Source organism: Myxococcus sp. AB025B, from assembly GCF_006518215.1.
Classification (GTDB): domain Bacteria; phylum Myxococcota; class Myxococcia; order Myxococcales; family Myxococcaceae; genus Myxococcus; species Myxococcus fulvus.
Map to the genome: position 1 here is coordinate 1 of NZ_SRLW01000724.1, position 438 is coordinate 438.

Annotated in this window: 1 pseudogene; it reads left to right on the forward strand. The window is 82.6% G+C overall.

Annotated features, from left to right (window positions below):
• Positions 1 to 213: 213 nt before the first annotated feature.
• Positions 214 to 438: pseudogene (locus FL311_RS45860) on the forward strand (molecular chaperone DnaJ); the annotation flags it as partial.

Consider the following 438-nt stretch of genomic DNA (forward strand, 5'->3'; position numbering starts at 1 on the left):
GGGACTCCGGTCGGCCTGACGCCTCCGCCGCCCCCGGGCTCGGGCCCCGCGCCGAGGGGGACACCGGTCGGCCTGACACCGCCGACGCCCCCGGGCTCGGGCCCCGCGCCGAGGGGGACACCGGTCGGCCTGACGCCGCCGACCCCACCGGGCTCGGGCCCCGCGCCGAGGGGGACACCGGTCGGCCTGACACCGCCGACGCCCGCCCCCGTCGTGGGAGTACCACGCGCGGCGCCCGCGAATCGTCCTCCCTCGGGAGCCGTTCCCGCCATCTCCCCCGTCGTTCCGCCCATCGCGCCCGCGGTGCCCTCCATCGCGCCGGCCACGGGCGCCCCAGCGGTGCCCTCCATCGCGCCGGCCACGGGCGCCCCAGCGGTGCCCTCCATCGCGCCGGCCACGGGCGCCCCCGCCGCGCCGCGCGGTCCGGCCCTGACGCCG